Source organism: Arthrobacter rhombi, assembly GCF_039526245.1.
GTDB classification, from domain to species: domain Bacteria; phylum Actinomycetota; class Actinomycetes; order Actinomycetales; family Micrococcaceae; genus Arthrobacter_H; species Arthrobacter_H rhombi.
Genome location: NZ_BAAAIV010000001.1, coordinates 1 through 16,121 on the forward strand (window position 1 = coordinate 1; position 16,121 = coordinate 16,121).

A 16,121-nucleotide genomic window follows, 5' to 3' on the forward strand; every position below is an offset into this window, starting at 1 on the left:
CGTCCGGTGGCCGCACTTCATATCGGCGGTCGGCCGGACGCTACACCACCTTATGGGGCACTACTGCGGCTTGCCACTCTTGCGCGTTGCTTCCAGAAACTTCGTGCGAGATGTTCAATCGATGGTTGGACAGAGGATTGCTGATCGGTGATCGGGAAGACGGTTCATTGGGCTATTTTGGTGACCTTGTGGCCATGTAGTCACGGCGCACCGGTCACGAAAATTGTTAATGACACCTAGCTTGGGTCTTGGTGTTCTAGAAGAAAACGACCAAAGCTGAAAATATCAATTAAAGTTGGAGTCTCAATGAAGCATCCCGAAGCCTCTCTGGCGCCTTCTGGGAAATATTGGTGGAACCTAGCAACATGGCCGGGTACTAAGTTGACGTTCGGCACTGAGGTGAGGACGTGCGCCTATTTGGCTGCGAACTTTGATGTTGGCGACACATTCACGACCCGCCAATTGCGAGACGCGTTGGGCGTAGTCGATGAACATTACCAACGCCGGATTCGTAAGCTTAGGGAGTCGAAATACGGCTGGGGGCTGATGTCGTTTCAAGATGACGGATCTCTAGGTTCGCAAGAGTACAGAATTACGAAGGTCGGATGGCATCCAGCGTTGGGTGCCTTGCCTAAAGATGTGCAGGCGGTTAGTGCCAAGACAAAGCGTCTTGTCCTGAAGCGCGACGGATCACGGTGTGTCATCTGCGGGGTCGGTAGTGGTGAAGCTTATCCGGAACCTCCAAGAAACCCCGCAGTGATGACCGTAGGTCATCGAACGGCTCAGTTCTTCAAAGGAGTCGCGTCAATCGATAATTTGCAGGCCGAATGCGCGCGATGTAACGAGGCCATCCGGGCGGAGGACGCGGCACCGGAGAAGCTCGAGAATGTGGAGGTCTCCGTTAAGAAACTACGAAAGCCGGATAAAGTTCTCCTTCTTCAGTGGCTTGTGGCAGGTCGCCGTACCAGGAGTGAGCTAGACCTTGTTTTCGACAGGGCTCGGGCGCTGTCAGTCGCGGACAAGGAAACCTTGCAACTGTCTCTAAGGCGAATGGCAGATGTTGAAGGCGAAGGTTTTCGTACGGCACTGGAATCGCCATCACTGTCTGATTTGGAGTGAGCAAACTGTCGGTGCCCGTGAGTATCTTCTCAATGTAGGCTTGAATGTCGCGCAATCAGCGTTTTTCAGTGGCAGCGGCCAAGCTCGAGTATGTGCGGACGGCACCGAGAGGAATTTGTGAGAGAGATGTTGCGAGCGATAGAGATTTGTGCCGGCGCCGGTGGTCAAGCGTTAGGCCTCGAGCGCGCAGGTTTTGGACATGAGCTCGCGATTGAACTCGACGAAGTGGCCGTTTCCACATTGCGCGCAAACCGTCCTGAATGGAACGTTGCCCATGGCGATGTTGCCGATGCCACGGTATGGAATCCAGCTGATTACGCTCCATCAGAGGGTAGAGAACCGATTGACCTATTTGCCGGTGGAGTCCCCTGCCCCCCATTCAGCGTAGCTGGAAAGCAGCTTGGCGCGGGAGACGAGAGAGATCTGTTCGCATGGGCTGTAGAGCAGGTTGCAGTCCTAAAGCCACGGGCTATATTGCTAGAAAATGTGCGAGGATTAAGCTCACCCCGTTTTGCTGCGTACCGGCAGCACGTACTGGATCGCCTTCGTGAGTTCGGATACGTTGCGGACTGGAGGCTGCTGAATGCGTCGGATTTTGGCGTTCCGCAACTCCGTCCACGATTTGTGCTTATTGCTTTGAAGCCGGAGGACTTCGCCTATTTTTCGTGGCCTCAACCAATATCGGAAAGCGTCACCGTAGGACAGTCACTTAGGTCGCTAATGGCCGCGCGGGGTTGGCGAGGCGCTGACGAATGGGCGAAGTCGGCCAACAAGATTGGGCCAACCGTGGTCGGTGGCTCGAAGAAGCACGGTGGCCCCGATCTCGGGCCGACAAGGGCCAAGGCTGCATGGGCCCTCCTTGGCGTCGATGCGAAAGGCGTGGCCAACGAAGCGCCGGGGCCCGAAGCAACATTCGATGTCGGTCCGAAGCTAACTTGCGAGATGGTTGCGCGGCTTCAGGGTTGGGACGAAGAGGTCTATTCGTGGAGGTTTGAAGGAAAAAAGACGAACATGTACCGTCAAATTGGCAACGCTTTTCCGCCACCCGTCGCCTTTGAACTCGGTCGGTGCATTGCCGCGGCACTTCGGCACGAAGGTAAAGGCGGGGAAACGGAAGCCGTAAGCCTCGAAGCTGATCCGATTTATAAAGTACTGCGGTCAGCCACCGATTTTTTGACCGCAACGCAAATCACTCGTCTAGCAAAGGTCGCGATTGATCCCGCGACCTTTGATAAGCGAATGACCTTGCTAGGCCAAGATTTCGAACTTGAGCGGCAGGAGCGGTCCTCAGGACTCGCATACAGGCTCGGCGCCTTTAAGGCGTTTACTGGACAAGTCAGTCATTCCCGGCACGAATATTACAAGTCACATGTATCGAGAGTCAGCTGATAATGCTGACCTTCAGTTCATCGCGTCTTGCGGGCTTTCGAGCCTAATAGTTTGACGTCTGGCACTCGATGGCTCTTGGTGAGAGCGCAAATTCAGTCGCTAATGCTACGGCCCCCAAGGCGCCAGCGTGGGATCCGGCAGTAGAAGCAATGATGCGCAAATGCTTTGTTGCCAGCGGCAAGGACCGCTGATAGACCACTTCGCGGATTCCGGCCAGCAAATGCTCGCCCACTTGTGCCAGCGAGCCACCCACGACGATTACTGACGGATTCAGCATGCTGACGCAGGTCGCCAGTACACTGCCCAGATCCCGCCCCGCCTGCCGGACCGCGGCGATGGCTTCCGAGTCACCGTCGCGAACACGCTGGGCGACCAACGATGGAATGTTCTGACCGGGTTCGGCTTCGAGCTTCAACTTTTTAGCGATGGCGGGACCGCTTGCGATGGCCTCCAAGCACCCCACGTTTCCGCACGTGCACAGCGTGTCGGGCCCCCCGGGGACCCGAACGTGCCCGAGGTCTCCGGCAGTGCCTTGGGCGCCTCGCATCAACTGTCCGTGGGCGACAAGACCGGCGCCAATGCCTGTGGCGACCTTGACGAACAGGATGTCCTGGTCGTTGGGCAGGTTCGCTTTGTGCTCTCCGAGCGCCATGATGTTCACATCGTTGTCCACCAGCACGGGTACGTCGAAGTTCTGATGCAGGCGCGCGGGTAGGTCGTAGCCATCCCAACCCGGCATGATCGGGGGGCTGACTGGCCGACCGGTTTGGAACTCAACTGGACCCGGGAGGCCGACGCCGATGGCCGCCAGATCGGAGGCAGTGCAGCCTGCCTCCTCGAGAAGCCGGCCGACGGTCGTCGCCAACCACCCAACAACAACTTCGGGCCCGGCTGCAATTGGCAGCATCTCCCAGAACTCCGCCTTCACTTCACCGGCCAAATTGGCCAGGACTGCGCGCGCATGGGTGGCGCCAAGGTCAGCCCCGACGACCACCCGGGCGTTCGGATTCAGTGCGAAGAGCGAGGGTGGGCGGCCGCCGGTTGACGTCGAATCGCCGACGGGGGAGACATAGCCCAGCTGCAACAACGTTTCCACGCGCGATGCCACCGTCGACCGTGCCATGCCGGTGGCCTGGGCCAGTTCGGCGCGGGTCCGCGGCCGTCCGTCACGCAGGAGCTGCAGGAATTCCCCGGCCTTGGCCAGATCTGCGGTGCCGTTTTCGGTCGTCGCGATCGGCATGGTTCCTCGTCTCGTACGTCGTCTCAGTGGTCAGTGGCTTGAAGTGATCATGCCATTGCATATCGTCATTGCCGCTCTATTGCACGACGTCGGGGATCTACGAACCTTCTGAGTACATTCTTACAGCTTTTGCTTGACGTTCGTCAAAAGTGCTCGTAGTCTCAATTCAACGCCGATGTGACACCGCTCACGCTGAGTGATGCAGCGGCCGACGAACCGCCCGACCGCGCACTCCAGAGGAGCTCACTTCATGACAACGTCCGGCCCCACCACTCGGCGCTCACCGCAGCCGAACCCCACCGATGCGCAGGGCGCTTCGGTCCAACCCGGTCTCTCCGTCCAGCTCTACACGGTCCGCGGGCAGCTGGCCGATGACTTGCCCGGCACGCTGGATGCGATTGCCGGCATCGGGTTCACCAACGTCGAGCCCTACGCGTTCGTTGAGCGAGCTGCCGAATACCAGGAGCACCTGACCCGCCTCGGTCTTTCCGCACCCACCGCCCACGTCCGCCTCATTGACGCCGATCTGGATGCCGTCTTCGCAGCAGCGAAACGCCTCGGAATCTCCACCATCATCGATCCGCACATCGAGGAATCCCGCTGGACCTCCCGTGATTCCGTCGCCACCATCGCCCGCGATCTGAAGGACATCGCCGCCCAGGCTGCAGACCACGGCCTGGCTGTTGGCTACCACAACCACGCGTTCGAGCTCGAGAACCGCATCGACGGCGTCGCCGCCCTGGAGGTCTTCGCCGACGAGGTGGGATCCGCAGTGGCCCTCGAGGTCGACACCTACTGGGCCGAAGTCGGCGGCGAAGATGCCCCGGCCCTGCTGGCCCGTCTCGGTGACCGCGTCAAGGCCCTGCACGTCAAGGACGGTCCCAAGAACAAGAACGACAAGGAGCAGGTTGCCGTCGGTGTCGGCTCCATGCCGGTGGGCAAGATCCTCGCCGCGGCACCGAACGCCCTGCGCGTCATCGAACTCGATGACCACGACGGCGACGTCCTGCAGGCCGTGGCCGACTCCTACGCCTTCCTGGCAGGCACCAAGTGAGCGCCGCGACCACGGGTGTCGGCATCGTTGGAGCCGGAACCATCAGCGACCAGTACCTGGGCAACCTGACAAAGTTCCCCGACCTGAAGGTCGTCTTCATCGCCGACCTGGACGAGGAACGCGCTGCCAGCCAGGCCGAGAAGTGGGGCGTCCCGAACTCGGGCTCCTACGAGCAGCTGCTGGCCACCGACAACGTCGAGATCGTCGTGAACCTGACCATCCCCGCAGTCCACGTCGACGTCGCCTTGCAGGCCGTTGCCGCCGGCAAGCACGTCTGGGGCGAAAAGCCCTACGCACTGGACCGCGAATCCGGCCGCCAGCTCATGGCCGCCGCGAAGGAAGCCGGCGTGCGCGTCGCCGTCGCCCCCGACACCTTCCTCGGAGCCGGTCTGCAAACCGCGCTGCGCGAAGTCCGCGACGGGGCCATCGGTCAGCCGCTCACCGCACTGACCCTCTTCCAGGTCCCCGGCCCCGAGTCCTGGCACCCCAGCCCAGAGTTCCTCTTCGCCAAGGGCGCCGGCCCGCTGTTCGATGTCGGCCCCTACTACCTGACCACGCTGATCCAGGTCTTCGGGCCCATCCGCCGGGTAGCTGCCCTGTCTTCACAGGCCCGCAGCTCACGCACCATTGGATCCGGCCCCAAGGCCGGCACCGAATTCCCCGTCGAGGTCCCCACCCACATCAGTGCACTGATCGATTTCGAATCCGGAGCCAGCGCACAATCCGTGTTTAGCTTCGATTCCAAATTGCCCCGCGCAGGGTTCGTCGAGATCGCCGGATCCGAGGGAACTGCGGTCTTCCCCGACCCCAACATGTTCGACGGCGAGACCACCATCCACACGACCGAGGGCGAGCCCCGCGTCGTGGAAGCGACGGGATCGTTCTTCACCCGGGGGACCGGCGTGGCCGAGCTGGCCCAGGCCATCCGCGAGGACCGACCCGAACGTGTTCCGGGAGAGCTCGCCTTCCATGTCCTGGATGTCATGGCCTCCCTGGTCGAAGCCGCCGATTCCGGCCAATTCATCGATGTCGCCTCCACCGTGCAGATCTCCGCCCCGCTCGACGCGGACTGGGATCCTTCCCGGGCCAGCAGCTCCGTCTCCTGACCTCCACCGGCGACGCCAGTCGTCGTCCATCACCGCACCACCTCCATCACTGCACCATCTGAAGAGAACAAGAGAACCGTCATGAAACGCACCATGAAATGGGCTGCCGTCCTCTCCATCGGCGCCATGTCACTTGGCCTCTCGGCCTGCGGCAACAACGGATCCGCAGACACCGGGGATGCCAAGGCCGGCGGAACCATCACCTACTGGGCCTCGAACCAGGGCACGTCGGTCACCGACGACGAACGCGTGCTGAAGAAGTCGATCGAGCGCTACACCAAGGAAACCGGCACCAAGGTCGACCTCGAGGTCATCCCCTGGAGCGACCTCTACAACCGGATCCTGACCGCCGTATCCTCCGGAGATGGCCCCGACGTGCTGAACATCGGCAACACCTGGGCCGTGTCCCTGCAGGCCTCCGGTGCCTTCATGCCATGGGAAGGCGACGCCCTGGACAAGATCGGTGGGCAGGACCGCTTCGTGCAGACCAGTTGGGCCACCGGCGGCGCCGATGGCAAGGCACCGACCTCCGTCCCGCTCTACGGCCTGAGCTACTCGATGTACTACAACACGAAGATGTTCAAGGCAGCCGGCATCGATACCCCGCCGGCCACCTGGAAGGAATTCGTCGCCGACGCCAAGAAGCTGACGAAGGACACCAACAAGGACGGCAAGACCGACCAGTGGGGCGTGTCCCTCGCGGGAGCCTCGGTGACCAACAACGCGCACGCAGCCTTCATCCGCGGTCTGCAGAACGGCTCGGCCCTCTACGACGATGCCGGCAAGCCGCAATTCGCCGCCGACGGCATCGTCAAGGGTGTGAACCAGTGGGTCCAGCTCATGGGTGAGGACGGCGTGGTCAACCCGTCGATGGCCGAAGCCCAGAACGGCTCCGACATGGTGGAGGACTTCGCCGCCGGAAAGTCGGCCATGTTCTTCGACCAGGCTCCCGGCAAGACGCTGAACGCCCGGGACATGAAGGACTGGAAGGCGGCGCCGGTTCCGATGATGACCGCCGATGCCACCGGTTTGGAAGGCACGCAGTCCCACGTCGCCGGCATCAACGTCTCGGTGTTCGAGAACTCGGACAACAATGCCGCCGCCGTCGACTTCGTCAAGCACCTGACGAGCGACTCCGAGCAGAAGTACCTCAACAAGGAGTACACCGCGCTGCCAGTGGTCACCGCCGCTTACGATGACCCGGCCTTCAAATCCGAGGAGATCTCGCTGAAGAAGGACACCCTGGCCAACCACGCACAGCCGATGCCGCTGTACCCGTCCGAGAGCCAGATGGAAACCCTGGTCGGCACCGCGGTGAAGAACCTCTTCGCCGACATTGCCCAGGGCAAGAAGGTCACTGAGGCAGACGTGAAGAAGGCACTCGAAAACGCGAATACGCAGATGTGATCCAGACCGTCCCCCGCGCCCCGATAAGCCCGAAAGGATAGACCATGGGACCCACCCTCGAAGCCGGGGACCGTCGTGACACCGAGGCGGAGCCGGCCACCCCTACCCAGGGGCGGTCGGCCCCGCCGGCCACGCCACGCAAGCGCAAGAAGGACCTGTTCCCGTACCTGATGGTCGCTCCGGCGACGATCATGGAGCTGCTGATCCACATCATCCCGATGATCCTCGGGGTCTGGATCGCCTTCATCGCGCTGACCCAGCTGAGCATCGCGAACTGGGTCAAGGCACCGTTCATCGGATTCCAGAACTTCGTGGCCGGGCTCAGTCCCTCGAGCCCGATCGGCACCCAGTTCTACGGGGCGCTGGGACGGACCCTGCTCTTCACGGTCATCGTGGTGGCGCTGGCCTGGGCCCTGGGCATGTTCGCCGCGGTCCTGCTCTCCTCCAGCTTCCGGGGCCGCGGGCTCATGCGGACCTTGTTCCTGGTCCCGTATGCGCTGCCCAGCTACGTGGGCACCATCGCCTGGGCCTTCATGTTCAACCAGCGCGACGGCGTCATCAACCGGTTCCTGGTCGACGACCTGGGGTTGCTGGATCATCGGCCCTTCTGGCTGCTGGGCTCCAACGCGTTCTGGGTCATGGTGATCGTCACCGTCTGGCAGTTCTGGCCGTTCGCGTTCCTGATGCTTCTGGCCGCGCTGCAGAACATCCCCGGGGAGGTCTATGAGGCGGCCGCGCTGGATGGGGCGAGCCTGTGGAAGCAGTTCACGAACATCACCCTGCCGATGATCAAGCAGGCCAACGCGGTGCTGTTGCTGATGCTTTCCCTCTGGATCTTCAACCAATTCAACGTTCCGTACGTGTTGTTCGGTCCGGCCTCACCGCCGGAGGCCACGCTGATCTCGCCATTGATCTACCAGCAGTCCTTCAGCAACTGGAACTTCGGCGTCGGCGGCGCCATGAGCGTCATGCTGCTCATCGTTCTCCTGATCGTTTCTGCCTTCTACATCCGACTCGTCATGCCGAAGGGAAAGGAACCCAATGCTTGAGACCCGCGGATTCCGCATCCTGCGCACCTTCGGGTTGCTCGGGCTGTCGATCATCGTCATCCTGCCGCTCTACGTCGTGCTCATCACCAGCGTCAAACCGCTCGAGGACGTACGCGGCCTGTTCACCTGGTGGCCTAGCACCATCACCTTCCAGCCCTACATCGACATCTGGAAGACGGTGCCGCTGGCCGACTACTTCGTCAACAGCCTCATCGTCACCGTCAGCGCCACCTTCTTCTCGGTGGTGTTGGCCGTCATGGCCGCCTATGCGCTGTCCCGCTTCCAGTTCAAGGGCGCGCGCACGTTCTCCCTGGTGGTCCTCTCCACCCAGATGTTCCCGGGCATCCTGTTCCTGCTCCCACTCTTCTTGATCTTCACGCAGATCGAGCGGACAGTAGGGCTCCAGCTCTCCGGCACGTATCTGGGGTTGATCCTGACCTACCTGACCTTCTCGCTTCCCTTCGCGATCTGGATGCTGACCGGCTTCCTCGCCTCCATTCCCCGGGAACTCGAGGAAGCGGCGATGATCGACGGGACGGGCCGGCTCGGGGCGCTGATCCGCGTGGTCCTGCCGGTCGCGCGGCCGGGCATCATCGCGGTCGCCGTCTATTCCTTCATCACGGCCTGGGGCGAAGTCCTGTTCGCCTCGGTGCTGACCAACTCCGATACCCGCACCCTGGCGATCGGCCTGCGATCCTACGCCTCGCAGACGGACGTCTACTGGAACCAGCTCATGGCCGCCTCCGTGGTGGTCTCGCTGCCGGTGCTCATCGGATTCATGCTCGTCCAGCGCCACCTGGTGGCCGGACTCTCCGCAGGATCCGTCAAATGAGCCGCCCCGTGCAACCCCGAAGGAGCACCTCGTGAGCCACCCATCTGCAGCCCCGCTGAAGGTCGGCATCATCGGTGGCGGCTTCATGGCCAAGACCCATACCCGTGCGGCCCTGGCCGCCGGTGCCGACGTCGTCTCGGTGGTGTCGTCCCGTCCCGAGCGTTCAGTGCAAGCTGCCCGCGAACTGGGGATCGACCATGCGGCCGCCACCGTGGAGGAACTGCTGGAACGAGTCGACGTCGTCCACGTCTGCTCGCCGAATGCCACCCATGCAGGTCATGCCCGCGCGGTCCTGGAAGCCGGCAAACACGTCGTGTGCGAGAAGCCGCTGGCCATCACCCCGGAAGGGGCATCGGAGCTGGCCGAACTCGCGGCACGGTTCGGCGTCACCGCCACCGTCCCGTTCATCTACCGGTTCCATCCGATGGCCCGCCAGGCCCGCCACGAGGCAGCCGGCGGCGGCATCGGCCGACTGCTCACCGTTCGCGGGAACTACCTGCAGGACTGGATGCTGCAGGAAGACGATACCGACTGGCGCGTGGATCCTGCCACGGCGGGCCCCTCACGGGCGTTCGCCGACATCGGATCGCATCTGGTGGACCTGCTCGAATTCATCGCGGGGGAGCGGATCGTGCGGGTCAATGCCCGACTCGGTATTTCCCACCCGATTCGCGGTGGACAGCAGGTCCTCACCGAGGATGCCGCAGTGTGCATGGTCGAGATGGAAGGCGGGGCCGTCGGCAGTCTCATGGTCTCGCAGGTCAACGCCGGACGGAAGAATGCCCTGACGCTCGAACTGGCAGGCGCCGGGGGATCGGTGGTCTTCGATCAGGAACATCCCGACGAGCTCTGGCTCGGAGGACGAGCCGGATCCACCACCTTGGCTCGGGACGCCCCATCGCTGGTCGATGACGCCGTACGGCTCTCGGTGGTTCCCGCCGGGCACCCGATGGGCTATCTTGATGCCTTCAACGCCTTTGTCGCCGACACCTACGCGACGATCGCCGGGGGAGCGCCCGCCGGATTGCCGACCTTCGCCGACGGGCTGCGCGCGGCCATCGTCACCGCCGCCGTGTTGGAGTCCTCCCGCAGCAACGCCTGGGTGGATGTCTCCGCGGCTTCGGACCACCGCGCTGTGCAACACGTCCAGTGAACCCGCCAACCCCCGACCACCCCTTCGAAGAGGAACCCATGACCGAGACGCCACAGCCCGTCACCTTGTTCACCGGCCAGTGGGCCGACATGCCGTTTGAAGACCTCGCCCGCCGTGCCGCCGACTGGGGCTACGACGGTCTGGAAATCGCCGCCTCCGGCGACCACTTGGACCTGCAGCGTGCCGACGAGGACGACTCCTACTTGGCCTCCCGGCTGGAAATCCTCGATAAGTACGGACTGAAGGTCTGGGCAATCTCCAACCACCTCGGAGGCCAAGCCGTCTGCGATGACCCCATCGACTTCCGCCACCAGGGCATCCTGCGCCCTTACGTCTGGGGCGACGGCGAGCCGGAGGGCGTGCGCGAACGCGCCAGCGAGGACATGAAGCGCTCGGCCCGCGTGGCCCGCAAGCTCGGCGCGGACACCGTCGTGGGGTTCACCGGCTCCAAGATCTGGCAATACGTGGCCATGTTCCCCCCGGTGGCCGGCGAGGTGATCGACGCCGGCTACCAGGACTTCGCCGACCGCTGGAACCCCATCATGGATGTGTTCGACGACGAAGGGGTCAAGTTCGCGCTCGAGGTCCACCCCTCGGAAATCGCCTACGACTACTGGACGACGGTCCGCACGCTGGAGGCCATCGGCCACCGGGAATCGTTCGGCCTGAACTGGGATCCCAGCCATATGTTCTGGCAGGGGATCGACACCGTCGGCTTCATCAGCGACTTCGCCGACCGGATCTACCATGTGGACTGCAAGGACACCCGGTTGCGCCCGCCGATGGGCCGCAACGGAATCCTCGGCTCCCACCTGCCGTGGGGCGATCCGCGACGCCGCTGGGACTTCGTCTCCACTGGCCACGGCGACATCCCCTGGGAGGACGCCTTCCGCGCGCTGGCCCACATCGGCTACGACGGACCCATCTCCGTGGAGTGGGAAGACGCCGGCATGGACCGGCTGCACGGCGCTGCCGAAGCGGTCGGCAAGATCCGCGAGCTGCTGTGGAAGCGGCCGACGGCGTCCTTCGATGCAGCGTTTTCGAACCAGTAAGCCAATCGTCTCAGCGCCGGAGTATCGAGTGTGCAGCGCCCCCATCGAAATTGCAGGACTTTCCCACTAGCCTGGGAGTAGTTTCAACTTGGGGGAGGAATTGCGGTGGTGGGGTCCGTTGTGGGCTCGGCATGGTCGGACGAGGAAAACAGGGCAACGATCGAGGCCTACTTCGCGTTATTCCTAGCCGATGTACGGGGAGAACCGATCAACAAGGCTGGGACATACCGATCCCTGGCTGGGCGCTTCGGCCGAAATTGGAAGGCCTACGAGTTCAAGATGCTGAACATCTCAGCCGTACTTTTGCGCCTGAAATGGCCCCACCTGCGTGGGCTGCTTCCGCGGTTCAATTACCAAGCATCTTTGGAAGTTGCGGTAGCCGAGCACATTCTTCAACGAAAGAGGGCCGACTTCGCAGGCTTGGACCATCCGGCGCCCGTCAATGGAGATATCGGCCCGACTGACTTGGTATTCAGACCCGTACCCGACTTATCCATCGGCAAGCTGCAACGTCCAGACAGCCCTGCGGTTCGAGCCGTGCAACGGGACTACGCCGCAATCGAGGCTCGAAATGCCAGTTTGGGGTTAGCTGGCGAATTGATGGTGGCCGAGACTGAAGAGCGAGCCCTGTTTCAAGCCGGCTTCAAAAAGCTGGCTGCCCGCGTGGAACACGTCGCGGCGACTCGTGGAGACGGTCTGGGTTTTGACGTCTTGTCCTTTGACCGAACTGGCAAGGAACGGCATATCGAGGTCAAGACATCCCGCTATGGGGCGGCCACACCTTTTTTCATTACGGATCACGAGGTCCGGGTCTCGGAGCTCACTCCCGAAACGTACTGGCTCTACCGACTGTACGACTTTCCACACCATCACGTAGGTGCTGGGCACCGAACACCCGCTTACCGCCTATCTGGAAACTTGCGTGGTGCGCTTGATCTGCAACCGACGACCTATCGGGCAGTGCCTCTCTGAAGCGGATCATCTAGATGGTCACTGGCATTCATGCTCGGCTACCAATCCACTTCGAATGACCCCGCTATGCTGTGAGATACAAGTAAAAATATTGGGGGGATATTCGTGCGCAAACTGATGGCACCCATCATCATCGTCGCGATGGCGTTAAGTTCGTGCGCAGCTTCGGTACCAATGTCGGAACCCAGCGTTTCGTCGAGCAAGCCAACGGCCTCCAAATCGTCCGTCCCGACCGCCTCCGTTGCAGCGCAGCCGACCACTCATCCCGAGTTGTCGGTTCGCAAGGGTGGCGAACTCTTTCGGCGACAGACGTGTCCCCGAAACAGAGTCGTGATGAAACTGGGGGACGTGGTGGATGCAACGTGGATTGCTGCGCAAAAGGGCTACGCCTACGAGAAGCTGGATCTGCAGCAGGTCAAGAAGATGGCGAAACAGCAACGGAGCATCGACCGGTCTGCCATCGACAAATATGAAGACGAAGTCTGGCCGAAGGCAATTCGCAAACCCATGGCCACATACGTTGACGGGCTTTACGAGGAGATCACCTGGCTGAACCAACTTGCTGTGAGTGCGACCAAGTACGAATTCGTCGATGTCTACACGCATGGCCCCGATTCAACAGCCACCGCGGTCGCTGCCCAAAAGATTCGCAAGGGCCTGAAATTGTCAGCCGATCCACTCAATGGATGCCCGGCCTGACGTCAGCCCGTCCATCTCTAGCCCGGAAGCGTGGCGATCTGGTTGAGGTTGCCGCAGGTGTCGTCGAAGACCGCGGTGGTCACCGGGCCCATGGCGGTCGGCTCTTGGATGAAGCGCACGCCCAGGGCTTTCAGATGTTCGAATTCGGCGTGCACGTCGTCGACGGCGAACTGGGTGAAGGGGATGACGTCGGGAACCAGAGTTTCCTTGAACGGCTGGGCCGCCGGGTGGCTGCTGGGTTCGAGCAGCAGTTCGGTGCCCTCGGGGCTTTCGGGGGAGACCACGGTCAGCCAGCGGTCGGCGCCCAGATCGACGTCGTGCTTGACGACGAACCCGAGGATCTCGGTGTAGAACTTCTCGGCCTTCGCCTGGTCATCGACCATCACGCTGGTCAGGTGGATCTTCCGAAGGGTTTCCTGGCGTTCGGGGGTAGAGCTAAATGTCCCGTCATGCCGTGTCAGCGGTACCAGGACATGGAGACCGGACATGCGACCGGACGGCGCACCATGCGCCGTCCGGTCGAGAGGCGATGAACCCGCCTTCTGATTCCTCCCGGATGTTAGCCGTTGTTGGCCGCCCGCGGGGCACCGATGCCGGCATCGATCTGGTGTGGACCATTCGCTGACGGGCGGATGTCGAAGTTGAACATCGCGGTCGGCAGATAGATCGTCGAACACGAGTTCGGGATGTCGACCACTCCGGAGAGGCGTCCTTCCACGGGCGCTGCACCGAGCAGCAGGTACGCCTGCTCCGGTGCGTAGCCGAACTTGGCCAGGTAGTCGATCGCGTGCAAGCACGCGCGCTGGTAGGACAGGTGCGAATCCAGATAGCGCTGCTCGCCATCGAGCGTCACCGAGGTGCCCGAGAAGGCCAGCCACTCGCTGAACTGGGGCTCGACGCGTCCCGGCATGAAGATGGCGTTCTCGCTGACGCCATAGGTCTCCATGCCACCCCGGATCAGATCAACGCGCAGGTCGATGAAGCCGCCCATCTCGATGCCACCACAGAACGTGATTTCGCCATCTCCCTGGGAGAAGTGCAGATCGCCCAGCGACAAGTTGGCCCCGTCGACGAACACCGGATAGAAGACGCGTGTTCCCTTGGACAGGTTCTTGATGTCCTGGTTGCCGCCGTTCTCGCGCGGCGGGGCGGTGCGTGCGGCCTCGCCGCCGACCCGGCCCCATTGGTCGCGGGGCAGGCTGCCCAGAATCGCGTGTTCCGCTTCCGGCGGCAGCGCCAACGGAGGAACTCTGTTCGGATCGGTGGCGATCAGGTCGCCCTCCCGCTTGTTCCACTTGGCCAGCAGTTCGGCCGAGGGGGCAGTGCCCATCAAGCCTGGGTGGATCAACCCCTCGAACGAGACCTCCGGGACGTGTCGGGAGGTGGCCACCTGCCCCTGGAAGTCCCAGACCGCCTTGTAGGCGTCGGGGAACTGGTCCACCAGGAAGCTGCCACCGTTGTTCTTGGAGAAGATCCCCGTGTAGCCCCAGCCCTGCCCTGCCAGTGGCCCGGAGTCCTCCTGCGGGATCGGACCGACGTCGAGGATGTCGACGATCAGCAGGTCGCCGGGTTTGGCGCCTTCGATCGCGAACGGCCCACTGAGCGTGTGCACGGTGAGCAGCGGGGCATCGAGGATGTCCTGGGCCGAGTCGTCGTTGACGATGGCGCCGTCGAACCATTCGCGGCAGTCGACCCGGAACACGTCTCCGGGCTTGACGGTGGCCACGGGTGGAATCTCGGGGTGCCACCGGTTGTGGCCCAGCTTGTCCTGGTCCTTGAACTTCTTGTTCGAATCGAGCGAAAAGAGCACTTCAGGCATGTCATCTTCCCTAACTGTGAATCCGGTCAGTTGACCGGGAGGTCCGCGCCGATTCAGGAACGCGGGAGTTTCTGGTGCAGTGGGTTGGTGGTGTATCCGGTGCCACGACGGCGTGGGCCATTCGGGAGGGTGGAGACCACCTCGGGTTCATGCGCGCTGCGGCGCGTGGCATCGATCAGCCCGTAGGCCGATCCGCCGGCGATCGATAGGCGGGGACTGGGCATGCGCCGGCGGGAAGACTTCCCACAGGCGGGGCAGGAGGCCTCATCGGGCCGTTGGTCCATGGGGTGGGACTGCTCGAAGACGTCGCCTTCGGGGCAGCGGAATTCATAGAGGGGCACTATTGCTCCTGGTTCTTCACGGTGCGGCTCCCGCAGGACTGACGCGGGCCGCTGTCAGGGAGCCTGGGAGGCGGGCGGCCCGGTGGGTGTTGCGCTCCCTAGGCGACCACCTCCGTGGGGGTTCCCGCGGCATCGGTGGACCGGCGGGCTCGCTGGGCCATGACGACCGCGACGAGAATCGCGATCACGCCCCCGACGGCTGCGGCCCACGCGGCACCCGCCGTGGGCTCGAATTTCCCGGTCAGGAGGTAGATGGCCGGAATCGTTCCGGTCACGTGGGCGACGATGGCGGTGAACCAGCCGGTGAAGATCGTCAGGTGGTCCATGTGCAGGCCCAACAGCAGGAAGAAGAAGAACCAGAGGACGGCCCACAGTAGCCAGATCACGCCGAAGACGGGATCGCCGACGGTGGTGAACTGCAGGACGGCGAAGACCACGGCGCACACGGTGACGAAGAGCGAGAACCAGCCCAAGCCGTCGCCGGGCAGGTCGAAGACCTGGTTGAAGCCGACGTAGAGGTAGGTGAACCCGAAGAGGTAGAGCCCGGAAGCGGCGAGGATGGTCGGGATGTCGCCCGCGGCTTGCAGGATGACGATGGTCGGGAAGACGACCTGCATGGCCCCGACGAAGAAGTTCAGGAGGGCCGCTGATTTGCCCGGTATGAGGCCGATCAACATGAGTCCGTTGATGAACAGGACGGCGCCGACGTAGAGCAGGCCGACATTGGTCACGACTATCACGCTCCAGAGATGAACCCAGGCGAAGAAAGCAGGTAACGACACGGATTGACGGAAATTCTTTGTCAAACTGTGATCTGGATCTCAACCTAGGCCAGCCCGTCGGGAAGGTCAAGAGCAGCGTGGAAGGGGCTCGGGAAAGAGCCAAACGG

General features: G+C 62.6%; 17 protein-coding genes. 12 read left to right on the top strand and 5 right to left on the bottom strand.

The annotated features are described in order from the left end of the window. The 3 genes from ABD088_RS00005 to ABD088_RS00015 form a co-directional block, all read left to right on the top strand. The coding region (locus tag ABD088_RS00005; RefSeq protein WP_343899208.1) for a hypothetical protein at positions 1-200 on the top strand (200 nt) is incomplete at its 5' end. A gap of 106 nt (positions 201-306) precedes the next feature. Further along, positions 307-1,119 carry an HNH endonuclease gene (locus ABD088_RS00010; RefSeq protein ID WP_343899211.1) on the top strand — a complete coding sequence of 271 codons (813 nt, stop codon included), beginning with the start codon at positions 307-309 and terminating at the stop codon, positions 1,117-1,119. 126 nt (positions 1,120-1,245) lie between these two features. After that, positions 1,246-2,508: a DNA cytosine methyltransferase gene (locus ABD088_RS00015; RefSeq protein WP_343899212.1), complete on the top strand. Its 1,263-nt coding sequence runs from the start codon at positions 1,246-1,248 to the stop codon at positions 2,506-2,508. A 43-nt stretch (positions 2,509-2,551) separates the two neighbouring features. Here ABD088_RS00015 and ABD088_RS00020 read toward each other — a convergent pair whose 3' ends face one another. Continuing rightward, positions 2,552-3,748: an ROK family transcriptional regulator gene (locus ABD088_RS00020; protein WP_343899214.1), complete on the bottom strand. Its 1,197-nt coding sequence runs from the start codon at positions 3,746-3,748 to the stop codon at positions 2,552-2,554. A 250-nt stretch (positions 3,749-3,998) separates the two neighbouring features. On the opposite strand from ABD088_RS00020, the gene ABD088_RS00025 reads away from it, so the two are divergent. The 9 genes from ABD088_RS00025 to ABD088_RS00065 all read left to right on the top strand — a co-directional run bounded on the left by ABD088_RS00025 (position 3,999) and on the right by ABD088_RS00065 (position 13,072). After that, a complete protein-coding gene (locus ABD088_RS00025; protein ID WP_343899215.1) occupies positions 3,999-4,802 on the top strand; it encodes a sugar phosphate isomerase/epimerase family protein in 804 nt (267 codons plus the stop codon). Further along, complete coding sequence (locus tag ABD088_RS00030; protein WP_343899216.1) at positions 4,799-5,908, top strand: Gfo/Idh/MocA family protein; 1,110 nt, start codon at positions 4,799-4,801, stop codon at positions 5,906-5,908. The genes ABD088_RS00025 and ABD088_RS00030 overlap by 4 nt, the downstream gene beginning before the upstream one ends. Before the next feature lie 81 nt (positions 5,909-5,989). Continuing rightward, positions 5,990-7,315 (top strand): ABC transporter substrate-binding protein, encoded by a 1,326-nt coding sequence (locus ABD088_RS00035; protein ID WP_343899217.1) that lies wholly within the window; start codon positions 5,990-5,992, stop codon positions 7,313-7,315. A gap of 44 nt (positions 7,316-7,359) precedes the next feature. Then, positions 7,360-8,364 carry a carbohydrate ABC transporter permease gene (locus ABD088_RS00040; protein WP_343899219.1) on the top strand — a complete coding sequence of 335 codons (1,005 nt, stop codon included), beginning with the start codon at positions 7,360-7,362 and terminating at the stop codon, positions 8,362-8,364. Further along, the gene (locus ABD088_RS00045; RefSeq protein WP_343899222.1) at positions 8,357-9,196 is read left to right on the top strand and encodes a carbohydrate ABC transporter permease; all 840 of its coding nucleotides are present in this window, start codon (positions 8,357-8,359) and stop codon (positions 9,194-9,196) included. The genes ABD088_RS00040 and ABD088_RS00045 overlap by 8 nt, the downstream gene beginning before the upstream one ends. Before the next feature lie 31 nt (positions 9,197-9,227). After that, positions 9,228-10,349, top strand: a complete 1,122-nt coding sequence (locus ABD088_RS00050; protein WP_343899224.1) for a Gfo/Idh/MocA family protein — start codon at positions 9,228-9,230, stop codon at positions 10,347-10,349. 38 nt (positions 10,350-10,387) lie between these two features. Beyond that, positions 10,388-11,401 carry a sugar phosphate isomerase/epimerase family protein gene (locus tag ABD088_RS00055; protein WP_343899227.1) on the top strand — a complete coding sequence of 338 codons (1,014 nt, stop codon included), beginning with the start codon at positions 10,388-10,390 and terminating at the stop codon, positions 11,399-11,401. A 105-nt stretch (positions 11,402-11,506) separates the two neighbouring features. Continuing rightward, positions 11,507-12,373 carry a protein NO VEIN domain-containing protein gene (locus ABD088_RS00060; protein WP_343899229.1) on the top strand — a complete coding sequence of 289 codons (867 nt, stop codon included), beginning with the start codon at positions 11,507-11,509 and terminating at the stop codon, positions 12,371-12,373. Between the two features lie 105 nt (positions 12,374-12,478). Beyond that, positions 12,479-13,072: a hypothetical protein gene (locus tag ABD088_RS00065; RefSeq protein ID WP_343899231.1), complete on the top strand. Its 594-nt coding sequence runs from the start codon at positions 12,479-12,481 to the stop codon at positions 13,070-13,072. A 17-nt stretch (positions 13,073-13,089) separates the two neighbouring features. Here the strand turns inward: ABD088_RS00065 and ABD088_RS00070 are convergent, their stop codons facing one another. The 4 genes from ABD088_RS00070 to ABD088_RS00085 all read right to left on the bottom strand — a co-directional run bounded on the left by ABD088_RS00070 (position 13,090) and on the right by ABD088_RS00085 (position 15,963). Then, the gene (locus ABD088_RS00070) at positions 13,090-13,560 is read right to left on the bottom strand and encodes a VOC family protein (RefSeq protein WP_343899232.1); all 471 of its coding nucleotides are present in this window, start codon (positions 13,558-13,560) and stop codon (positions 13,090-13,092) included. 71 nt (positions 13,561-13,631) lie between these two features. After that, positions 13,632-14,891 (bottom strand): formamidase, encoded by a 1,260-nt coding sequence (fmdA, locus tag ABD088_RS00075; RefSeq protein ID WP_343899233.1) that lies wholly within the window; start codon positions 14,889-14,891, stop codon positions 13,632-13,634. Positions 14,892-14,944: 53 nt separating this feature from the next. Beyond that, positions 14,945-15,232: an FmdB family zinc ribbon protein gene (locus ABD088_RS00080; RefSeq protein WP_343899235.1), complete on the bottom strand. Its 288-nt coding sequence runs from the start codon at positions 15,230-15,232 to the stop codon at positions 14,945-14,947. Between the two features lie 98 nt (positions 15,233-15,330). Next, on the bottom strand, positions 15,331-15,963 hold the full coding sequence (locus ABD088_RS00085; protein WP_343899236.1) for an AmiS/UreI family transporter: 633 nt from the start codon (positions 15,961-15,963) through the stop codon (positions 15,331-15,333). Between the last annotated feature and the right edge of the window lie 158 nt (positions 15,964-16,121).

What these genes read in the sequence shown, in the direction of transcription:
- ABD088_RS00010 (WP_343899211.1), top strand. Translation starts at nt 307, where the DNA reads ATGAAGCATCCCGAAGCCTCTCTGGCGCCTTCTGGGAAATATTGGTGG.
- ABD088_RS00015 (WP_343899212.1), top strand. Translation starts at nt 1,246, where the DNA reads ATGTTGCGAGCGATAGAGATTTGTGCCGGCGCCGGTGGTCAAGCGTTA.
- ABD088_RS00020 (WP_343899214.1), bottom strand. Translation starts at nt 3,748, where the DNA reads ATGCCGATCGCGACGACCGAAAACGGCACCGCAGATCTGGCCAAGGCC.
- ABD088_RS00025 (WP_343899215.1), top strand. Translation starts at nt 3,999, where the DNA reads ATGACAACGTCCGGCCCCACCACTCGGCGCTCACCGCAGCCGAACCCC.
- ABD088_RS00035 (WP_343899217.1), top strand. Translation starts at nt 5,990, where the DNA reads ATGAAACGCACCATGAAATGGGCTGCCGTCCTCTCCATCGGCGCCATG.
- ABD088_RS00040 (WP_343899219.1), top strand. Translation starts at nt 7,360, where the DNA reads ATGGGACCCACCCTCGAAGCCGGGGACCGTCGTGACACCGAGGCGGAG.
- ABD088_RS00045 (WP_343899222.1), top strand. Translation starts at nt 8,357, where the DNA reads ATGCTTGAGACCCGCGGATTCCGCATCCTGCGCACCTTCGGGTTGCTC.
- ABD088_RS00055 (WP_343899227.1), top strand. Translation starts at nt 10,388, where the DNA reads ATGACCGAGACGCCACAGCCCGTCACCTTGTTCACCGGCCAGTGGGCC.
- ABD088_RS00070 (WP_343899232.1), bottom strand. Translation starts at nt 13,560, where the DNA reads ATGTCCGGTCTCCATGTCCTGGTACCGCTGACACGGCATGACGGGACA.
- fmdA (WP_343899233.1), bottom strand. Translation starts at nt 14,891, where the DNA reads ATGCCTGAAGTGCTCTTTTCGCTCGATTCGAACAAGAAGTTCAAGGAC.